Source organism: Methanospirillum hungatei (genome assembly GCF_020216685.1).
GTDB lineage: Archaea > Halobacteriota > Methanomicrobia > Methanomicrobiales > Methanospirillaceae > Methanospirillum > Methanospirillum hungatei_B.
On record NZ_JAIWNS010000052.1, the window covers coordinates 1 to 10,000 of the forward strand.

Sequence of the window (10,000 nt, forward strand, 5' to 3'; positions counted from 1 at the left end):
GACTCACAGTACGTAGACGGGACAAGTACATGATTGTTCTCCATGAACTCGCCATAACTGATGAGTATTTCACCAACATCGATGATATGACTGACCTCGGCTGAGAGTTCCCTGGCACGTTTTGCATCATGGATCCTGACTACATCACCATTGATGAGTCTGACCGTCGGACCCTGAATACTGTCAACCGGTGAGATTCCGGCAGCTTTTCCCGGCCGTTCTATCTTCATCTGGGTCCCGACGGCGAGAAAGTCACCTAGGATATGCAGCGTCGCAGGATTCAGGCCGGCTGCCGCAAGACCGGTATTTCTGGAACGACCATATACTAGTCTGAACCCGCCCTCACGCATCGGGTATGAAAAGACCGGCCTTCCTCCGATCAAATCCCTGAGGAATTTATCTTTCGGATGAATACCGACCTCTTTCTCTTCTGATGATGAGCTTCCGGCAGTGGCTTGTATCATCTCCTCAAGCCAGTCCCAGCCGTCCATCTTCATCTTCCTGACATTTTTCAGGACTTTGGGTGCTTTTAACGCAAGACCTTCGGCAATGACAAGGGCCATTCCTCCCCGGACGGTGTTCGTCTCAACCCGCTCCAGATTCCGATGACCTGATACCTCCTCCTTCTCAGTTGGTTCCCCGTCAATACAGACCGGACAGTTACTGATGATAAGCCGGATCTCCCGTTCGGATGGGAGATACTGCAGACTCATGATGGAGTTATACTGCCTGATCTCCTCGATATACCGCTCAATCTCCTCTTCCCGTGGTATGTATCGTGACATACCCAGAATTCTCCGGACATAATCACCGACAAGAACAGAGAGAGCCTGTGCCGTTCCTCCGGCACTCCGGATGGGGCCTGCATAGTAAATGGCAAGGTATTCAGATCCGTCGTCATTTTTCTTCACTGCAACCTTGGCGATCCCTTCAATGGGTGCAGAAACGACCCCTTCGGTGAGGAGGGCCATGGCAGTCCGGATTGCATGATCCAGAATCTCCTCTTTTGTCGTCTCTCCAAACTTCTTTTCTGCAAAGTAGTCACCGATATGAAGGGATGCCTCCTCACGGGACATGACCGCTTCAAGTTCACGAATCATCTGAGCTACACCGGGGATACCTACCTGGGCCTCAACCCGGTCTGCCAGATCATTTGCAATTGGGATCTCGACAACCGTCTCAGGGTCGAGTCCGATCTTCCTGGCTGCCTTCGCAACCTCCATTGCCTGCGCAAGACCAGCATTGAGCCGGTCATAATATTCCTGCATCCGGGGTGATATGTCTGCCATGATGAGATGAGGGGATTATGTTTGTCGTATGAGTGGATAATGTGCTAATTCTCTGAAAGAAACGGGGGTTACGAGATTCATGCTCCTTTCAGACCACCTTTCAACCTGGCCTGATCAAGGATGGTCTGAATGGCAGAATCACCTGGTCGCATCTCCAATGCTTTCTTCAGATAGGGAACTGATTCTTCTATTCTTCCAAGGGCAAAGAGGGACTTGCCAATCCCTGACAGAACCTGCGCATCATCAGGGAAAGAAGGATATGCCTGGTTGAATGAGCGGATCGCGGACTGATAATAAGATTCAGCCTGAGTCCTAAGTCCCTTATCAGACAACTCTTCCGCCTTCTTCATCTCTGCAAGACCCTTGGCCCGCCAGCCCTCTGAAAACCCGGGGAGCCTTTCGACCGCACTCCCATAACTTTCAATTGCTTTCTGATACTCCTCTTCATTCATCCACCTGTTCCCGTCTTCAAACAGCGATCTCGCTTCAGATGCTGCCATTCCGTTCATCCAGGGAAGGAGGAAGAGCTGGACCAGGATGATAATTGCCATAAACAGGGTTGCATAAAAGAGAGCAACCTGGAGGATCCGGGGGATGGATGATCTCCTGGCCTGAGGGGTATCCTGATCAGGTGATGAGCGGGGCGGATGATAGGACTCGTGAAGATGGGCATAGTACCAGGTCCGGGGATCCCGGTACCGCCTCCCCCCGCTGTAATACCGCCCATACTCTGTTCCCTCCGCTTCAAGGAGGGAGATATCATATGCTTCCCGTTTCTTTTGATCTTTTAAGACCTGGTACGCCTCATTCACGACCTTGAATAACTCTTCGGCCTCCGGACTTTCGCATACATCAGGATGAAGCACCTTTGCCAGCTTTCTATACGATGCCGTAATCTCTTCGGAAGAGGCATCCCGCCTGACATTTAATACCTCGTAATATGACTCCCCGGGATCAGGCATCAGTTGCTTCTCAGTATCAGGATACAACTACGTTAAACTATCCTGCCATCCATGATCATCATCCATCAGGCGTGCACGCTACCCTGATACAATCCTTTGTTGACCCGATGACTGCCCCGGCTCCACACATCGTCGGAACATAGGAGAGTGCCTTCCCGCTGTTTACCATGATCCGATCATACCGTTCAAGGGCCGGGGAGACGACCATACAGGTATCAGCATACACTCTGGCTCCGGAACGCTCAATCTTTCTGATCTGCTCACTCTCGCGTTCGATGACGTCACGAGCAGCAAAGATATATACCGGTTTTGTAACCGAACATCCTTCCAAAAGAGATGCAAGATTCATGAGTTCATCAGGTGAGCAATGCGGACATCCGATAGCCACGGCATCCACCTGCTCGTCGGAAAAGAGGGATGCCACCTCATCAGCGGTGATGACGAACTGCATAAGCCCCTCGGTACTATATGAGAAGACCCGTGCCTCAGGGGTGATACCCTGCACATGATACAGGGCAACCGCTCCGGTTGCAGCCATCGCAGCCCCGAGATTTTTCAGATGATCCCTGCCCGGTCGTATCCCGGAGAAGAGTGGGATCCGGTTTCCGGAGATCTTGCCGGCCAGATACCCGAGTGCCCCGTACCAGGATGCATCGGCTCCCTTTGGTTCACCCTCAACCTGAATATGAATACCGGGCTTTCTGTTCTCCACCAGGTGAAGTCCATATTTTGGGGTTTTTCCAATTATCGCTGCTGCAAGAGCTGAAGGACCCCCCTCCCGGTTGGTTCTGGCACCGATGACCGAGTTTGCATAACTGACCGCTGAGGACTCTGACCATGCCAGATGATCTCCGTATTCGGTGATATTCAGATAGTACGGAGTGCAGGTGCATTCAAGTCTGATGCCGAGACGCTCATAGGCAGAGATAACCTCAAGTTGTTTCTTTGCAAATCCGGGATCTATGCCCATCTCCTCCCACCTGATCCGATCCATCCCGACAGGGTTGAGGACTGCCGGAACCGCAGCATGGGCATCAAGACTTGCAAGCCATTTCAGCCCCCATTCACCGATGGTCTTATATGACGCTCCGGAGACCTGGGCACTCCTGATCGGTACCATCTCCTCAGCACCAAAGACCTTTCCGACCCCGACCAGGATCTCCAGGAGCTGCTGTTTTGTCTCCCCTTCCTCACCATTGAGAATGGCCTCTTCCTCTGCAGTCAGGTGCATATGATCAGTCCTCCCAGACCGCTCTGACAAACTCCTCTTCCTTTCCTAACTCCATGGTTGCATCTATACCCATCTTGACATTGAGCCCGTCCCCGATCCGTGAGGGGTCAAGCGACGAGCCACGGACACCGGGAATAATAAGGGTGTCACGGTCTGCACGGACCCGGGTTGCAATGGCAAACTCGACATCATAGGGATTGCCTGGATTGATATCACCATCAACAATGACCACATGTTTCAGTGACGTATGTGCAGCAAATGCAGCCATGATGGCATTTTTCCCATCTCCCTCGGTTCGTTTTTTAATCTGGACAACGCCATGCAGGTACCCGCATCCGCCCTTGGTCAGGACCACATCGGTAACCCCGGTCACTCCGGCAACCGACCGATAGATAAGGGGCTCATAGGGTGCTCCCATCAGCAGTTTATGCTCATCTCCGGCATTCACCAGTCCGTGGTAGATAAAATCAGGTTTCGTATACATCCCGGTCAGCTCAATCACCGGTTGTATCCGTTCAGGATCATAGGTCCTGGTGATGTCCACATACGGGCCTTCAACAGCCGTTTCACTTCCGATATACCCTTCAAGGATGATCTCGGCGTCAGGGACCCGGACACCGTTCGGAAGGGTATATACCGGCATCTCGCCGCCAAGGAGTTCAGCGGCAAAGGGCAGTTCCATACTCTCCGGAACCCTGCTGCAACTGGCAAAGAGGACAAGCGGGTGCATACCGATGACGATGGCAACCGGGAGTCGCTCTCCATTGGCCAGTGCTTTCTTATGAAGGGTATGCGTATGTCTGCCTTCCACCAGACGGGCAACAAGTCTGTCCTTTCCTGCTTTGAGCATCCGGTGAACAGAGGCATTCTCAACTCCTCCGTACCGGGAGAACACCACACCCGAGTTCAGATATCTCCCGGCCTCTCCGGGATAATTCTCCATGATGGGGATTTCATCAAGGTTGACCGATCTCATGAGAAGAGATCCTGCATCGATAAGTTTTCCGTCATACCGGCAGGAAGCAAGCCGGGGAACCAGAATTTCGGGAGCAACCCCGAGGGCCACAGCCAGGGACTCCCTGGTTGCAACAAGGTTCATAACCGCTTTTCTGCCATCAAGATTATGAAAGAACAAAAGCCTGTCAGTACTGAATGCACGTTTTGGTGCGTCAAATCGCGAAGAAACCGGATCATGCACGTCGATGACAAGACCCTTGTTCCTCATCTTTTCAATAAATGTCCTCATGGAAATCCACTCCATCTTCCGCCTATTGAGTGTGTGATATTCAGATGATCCAGTATCCGTGCAACAACCGCATCCACAAGCCCGGTGATATCATCAGGCCGGTGATAAAAGGGAGGACTCGCCGTCATAATGAGTGCTCCTGCATCATGGGCACGAAGCATATTTTCAATATGAATCCGTGAGAGGGGGTTTTCACGAAGGAGGAGAATACAGGGCCTTCGTTCCTTTAATGTCACATCCGCAGCTCTGGTCAGCAGGTTTGGCGTAAATCCATGAGCAACCGCTGACAGGGTCTTCATGCTACAGGGTGCTATTACCATACCCTGATGGAGAAATGAGCCGCTCGCAACCGGAGATGCAAGATTATCAGGTGAATGAACAATAAGATCAGAATCCTCAAAGGATACCTGTTCATGACGGGCAATCTCCCGTGCCACCGGAGTCAGAATGATATGAACCTCAGCCTTTCCAGCCAGGTGGTCAAGCAGCCTTCTGGCATAGAGCATGCCCGATGCTCCGGATACGCCAACAATTATCCTCGGATTCATAATTCACACCTCATATTCGCTCCCGTATGAACACTCCGCTGCGGGACTGATACCGGTATCAGTCATATGAGTCACAGAGCTATCTTTCTCTGAACCATAATGATGGTATCACTCACGGGAAATGACCGTCTCGGTTGATCAGTTTTCGCGCACAAAAGATAATTAAGACCCACTCATAGAAATCTGGCGCGCTCAGGATTTATCGGATCCAATATATTGATATAAATCCTTATTAACAGAATTAGGTCTTGTTTTCCGGTCAGGGGCATTTCCAGAGCCGGGTTTGAAAATGATAGTATTTAATAGGGCTAAGCGTACAGATTAGCACATATATCATGAGAGGTATCACCCGAATCAATTCGGGTCTACCTGCGGATGGGAGGCGTAATGATGAAGATGTGGAGATATGTACCAATTATTCTGCTTATTCTCCTCTGTGGTGGGGTCACTGCACAGGAGATTGTGTTTTCTCCTACAGGGGGAACAGGAGAAGAGATCCAGGCGGGGAATATATCATTCAGTACCCCGGTGATTGCATCAAGCGGCATTGCAATCCTTTCGGTTGCACAAAACCCTGATGAGTATACCATCTCGAATACCGTGACGGTAGACACCACCAGATTTGATCTCTCCTCAGAGTCATGTGGGGGGTCTGAGAAGCAGATCACGTTCGGAAACCTGAACCATATTAACCCGAAAGTTTCCGATGGAAGAGTTGTTTTTGAAGAATGGAATGCAGGTGTTTCCGGTATTGGTCTTTATGATATACAGTCAGGTGGGCTGTATCCGGTATATCCGGGAAAACTTCATCAGACCAACCCGGATATCTCCGGCAGAATCGTCGTGTATGAACAGGCCGGAGCAGGATCAAACCAGGTAACCAACATCAACGGGTATGATCTGCAGACCGACACTGCAGCGCCGATCTCTTCATCAACTTCCAACCAGAACCAGCCGGTGGTGTCAGGGCGATATATCGCATGGCAGGACTGGAGAAGTGGCAATCCTGATATCTACATGGCTGACCTGAATTCAGGAACCAGCCAGGCGGTAACAAAGGACCTTGCAGAGCAGAAGAGACCTGACATCTCCGGATCATACATCATCTGGGAGGACTGGCGGAACGGAAATGCTGACATTTACCTGTACGACATTACCGCCGGGAAGGAGTACCAGCTGACAAATGACAAATCTGATCAGAGAAACCCACGGATCAGCGGGAAGATTGTTGTCTGGGAAGATAACCGGAATGGAATTTCTGATATCTATGCCATGACGCTGGATACCTTCCAGGAGTACCAGCTGACCGATAGCAAGTATAAGGCAGTCAATCCTGATGTTTCCGGACCGCTTGTGGTGTGGGAGGATTACCGGAACGGAAACGCAGATATCTACCTGCTCGATCTTATTACCGGGTATATCTACCAGGTTACAACCAACCAGGGAGACCAGAAGAATCCGTCTATCTATGGAAATCATCTGGTCTGGCAGGATTACCGAACAGGTAACTCGAACATATTCCTGCATACCTTCTCCCAGGGAGTCGGATCTGGGAAGTATCAGCTCTATGGTTCTGCCACGATAAGTGGAAATCCAGCACCGGTCGGGACTGAAGTAAAAGCTCTGATTGACGGGGCAGTCAGGGCAAAGACCACCGTGCAGCAGGCCGGAAGTTATGGATCCTCCTACGGACCGTTCCTTGAGATTCCGATTACCAGTGCAGATACCGGCAAGACCATCTCATTCAGACTGAACGAGTTCCAGGCAGATCAGGTCCTTACCGTCGGCACCGGTGGAGTTATGAGGCTGGATCTCTCTGCTTCCTCGGTTCCACCCGTTCAGACCTATACCCTCTCCGGGAATGCATTTGTAAACAGCATGCCCGCACCGGTTGGAACGATCATTACCGCAACCATCGATTCCCAGATCAGGGGACAGGTGACGGTTACCACCGCGGGATCCTATACCGGTCTTACAATCCCGGTCAATCAGAACGACTTTGGAAAGGCGATTATCTTTACGGCAACAACCGGCAGTTCATCTCTGCAGGCTTCCCAGAGTATCAGTGTCGGACAGCAGATAGGTGGCTGGTTTGACCTGACCTTTGGTACAACCCCCTCGCCGACTACCTACCAGTTCAGCGGGTCTGTTCTGCTTGACGGGCAGTATGCACCAGCAGGAACGGTCCTTTCCGCAGTTATTGACAACCAGATCAGGGGGCAGACAACCGTTACGACAAACGGACAGTACAGCACCCTGAATGTTCCGGTGTACCAGACCGATAATGGGAAATATATCACCTTTACCGCCCAGTTCAGCGGGGCTACCTATGTTGCCGGACAACAGGTGACGGTCTCAGTCCCACAGGGCGATCTCATCATCGCATCCGCAGATGTCTCTGCCGCAAGTGGTCAGATTATTCAGAAGAGACTTGACCTGACCTTCATTGTGTCTGCCCAGTCCAGATATTCATTCTGGGGAAGGGCAAACCTTGACGGAACACCTCTTCCTGCAGGACATACCATCTACGCAACCATCGACAATCAGATTCGTGGACAGATAACTACCCAGACCGCTGGTTCATACGGTTCTGAAAACGGACCGTACCTTGAAGTGCCGATCACCAATGCCGATATTGGAAAGACCATCAGATTCCAGACGGCAACCGGGGCAGAGGGAGACCAGAGTCAGCTGGTTGTGAGTGGTCTGAAAGTCTTAAAGAACATTAACTTTGTCTCAAAACCATCCAGTGTCGCTGATTTCACGGCAACTCCGACCCAGGGGGCAATTCCCCTCTCCGTCAAGTTCACTGACAAGTCATCAGGAAACCCGAAATCCTGGTACTGGGACTTCGGCGATGGAACAACCTCATCTGAAAGAAACCCGACCCATGTATATACCAGAAACGGAGTCTATTCTGTCGGCCTGATGACAACCCTGTGGAACGGGCAGACAAAGAGTGTGGTAAAACAGAACCTTATTACCGCCGGAATAGTCAGCCCGCCCGAGGCACAGGTCACCCTGAACCAGGGGTGGAACTTCATCTCTGTGCCAAAGATGCTTGCAGACGGACAAAACTCCGCCAAAGCCCTCTTTGGTCATGTTGATGTCGGCGGTCACAGTATCTTTGCATACAATCCACGGACAAAATCCTGGAGCACTGTCAGTGCTAATACGGTTATCAATCCTCTTGATGCGGTCTGGATCTACTCAACCAAGAAAGATGCAGTCTACCTCTACTTTGCCGGTGATGCTCTTCAGATCCCACCGACCAGAAAACTGGTCAAAGGATGGAATACCTTCGGAGTAACCAGCCTGAACACGGTTCCTGCACAGAACGCCCTGCTTTCAGTCAGAGACCAGTGGATCTATGTGATCGGCTTTGACTCGTCAATCCAGCGGTATCAGGGCACCATCATGAACGTGCCGGAGAGTAATGCCAATGTTCTGTATCCCGGATATGGATACTGGATTTATATGAGTGAAGAGGGAGATCTCGCCGCTATCGGCATATAAGGAGAATATATCACCAATTTTTGGAGAATATGAGAGGAAAAACCATGAAAATCGCATCACTGTTAATGATTCTGATGTTCCTCCTGCTTGTGCCCTGCCTTGCAGAAGAGGAGATCGTTGAATTTGAGCCTATTGTAAGTTTCTCAGCAGAAGAACTGATTGCGCAGGCACCAGGTATTGAAGAACAGATGACCTTTGACTCGGTTTTTGACTGGGACCCTCGGGTTGATGAACAGTATGTCACCTGGACCCAGTACGAAGGGCAGGGAAAGGTCTGGTTCTATGACATGAAGACCGGAAACCGGCAGATGGTCGCCAACATTATGAGTGACCAGAATAATCCGGACATCTCCGGAGGTATTATAGTCTGGGATGATAACCGGCACAAGAACTCTGACATCTACTCATATAACATCCCAATGCACAAGGAAAGCCCGGTGTATGTGGATACTACCAATAAGTTCAGACCGGCTGTCTCCCAGGATATGGTTGTGTTTGAGGACTTTGGCAATGATGATATCAGGGATATCGGGATGGTAAAGGTAGGTACCAGTGCCCGGCCGGTATACATCAATCCTAATGACAAGGATAAGGCCAACCCTGACATCGATGGCGACTGGATCGTCTATCAGCAGCTTGATGATAACAAAAACGACTGGAACATTTACCTGTACAATTACAAGACCGATAAAACCATCCAGGTGACAAGGGATCTTCGTATACAGCAGAATCCACGAATCTCCGGAGATTATGTCGTCTGGGAGGACAACCGGAACGGAAAATGGGACATCTTCATGTATAACATCAAAAAGGACATGACAACCGCTGTCACCTTTGATGATTATGATGATGTGGAACCTGCCGTATCCGGATCCAAGATCGTGTGGACCAGGTACGATCAGGAGAATAACAGCGATATCTACATGGTAAACCTCCAGATCCCAAAGACCTATGCGGTCTGTGTGGGTCCAGGAAACCAGATACGCCCTGATATCTCTGGTGATAAGGTTGTCTGGCAGGATGACCGGTTTGGCGGATGGGATATCTTCATCTACACCCTTGAACCAGATACCCCCTTTACCCCGTACCAGTTCTATGGCCCGGTCACCTTCAATTATCTCCCCGCTCCGGTGGGAACCGAGATCATCGCAAAGATTGACGGGGTAACCAAGGATTCCATCGTCACGACCCAGGAGGGGTATTATGGT

At 50.7% G+C, this 10,000-nt stretch carries 6 protein-coding genes and 1 pseudogene; 2 read left to right on the forward strand and 5 right to left on the reverse strand.

Features of this window, described 5'->3' with window-relative positions:
- From LDL35_RS02845 to LDL35_RS02865, 5 genes and pseudogenes are all read right to left on the reverse strand, one after another.
- A pseudogene (locus LDL35_RS02845) lies at positions 1-1,289 on the reverse strand (DNA polymerase II large subunit); the annotation flags it as partial.
- Between the two features lie 77 nt (positions 1,290-1,366).
- Positions 1,367-2,251: a tetratricopeptide repeat protein gene (locus LDL35_RS02850; protein ID WP_304019298.1), complete on the reverse strand. Its 885-nt coding sequence runs from the start codon at positions 2,249-2,251 to the stop codon at positions 1,367-1,369.
- Between the two features lie 58 nt (positions 2,252-2,309).
- Positions 2,310-3,482: an aconitase X catalytic domain-containing protein gene (locus LDL35_RS02855; protein ID WP_304019300.1), complete on the reverse strand. Its 1,173-nt coding sequence runs from the start codon at positions 3,480-3,482 to the stop codon at positions 2,310-2,312.
- 4 nt (positions 3,483-3,486) lie between these two features.
- Positions 3,487-4,728: a UbiD family decarboxylase gene (locus LDL35_RS02860; RefSeq protein WP_304019302.1), complete on the reverse strand. Its 1,242-nt coding sequence runs from the start codon at positions 4,726-4,728 to the stop codon at positions 3,487-3,489.
- Positions 4,725-5,276 carry a UbiX family flavin prenyltransferase gene (locus tag LDL35_RS02865; protein WP_304019304.1) on the reverse strand — a complete coding sequence of 184 codons (552 nt, stop codon included), beginning with the start codon at positions 5,274-5,276 and terminating at the stop codon, positions 4,725-4,727. The genes LDL35_RS02860 and LDL35_RS02865 overlap by 4 nt, the downstream gene beginning before the upstream one ends.
- A 375-nt stretch (positions 5,277-5,651) precedes the next feature.
- Here LDL35_RS02865 and LDL35_RS02870 point away from each other — a divergent pair, with 375 nt between their 5' ends.
- Both LDL35_RS02870 and LDL35_RS02875 read left to right on the forward strand, forming a co-directional pair.
- Positions 5,652-8,792: a PKD domain-containing protein gene (locus LDL35_RS02870; RefSeq protein ID WP_304019306.1), complete on the forward strand. Its 3,141-nt coding sequence runs from the start codon at positions 5,652-5,654 to the stop codon at positions 8,790-8,792.
- 44 nt (positions 8,793-8,836) lie between these two features.
- On the forward strand, positions 8,837-10,000 hold a 1,164-nt coding region (locus tag LDL35_RS02875), incomplete at its 3' end, for a hypothetical protein (RefSeq protein WP_304019308.1).

Bases quoted from the DNA above. Each gene is read 5' to 3' on its own strand.
- LDL35_RS02850 (WP_304019298.1), bottom strand. From the start codon at position 2,251: ATGCCTGATCCCGGGGAGTCATATTACGAGGTATTAAATGTCAGGCGG.
- LDL35_RS02855 (WP_304019300.1), bottom strand. From the start codon at position 3,482: ATGCACCTGACTGCAGAGGAAGAGGCCATTCTCAATGGTGAGGAAGGG.
- LDL35_RS02860 (WP_304019302.1), bottom strand. From the start codon at position 4,728: ATGAGGACATTTATTGAAAAGATGAGGAACAAGGGTCTTGTCATCGAC.
- LDL35_RS02865 (WP_304019304.1), bottom strand. From the start codon at position 5,276: ATGAATCCGAGGATAATTGTTGGCGTATCCGGAGCATCGGGCATGCTC.
- LDL35_RS02870 (WP_304019306.1), top strand. From the start codon at position 5,652: ATGGGAGGCGTAATGATGAAGATGTGGAGATATGTACCAATTATTCTG.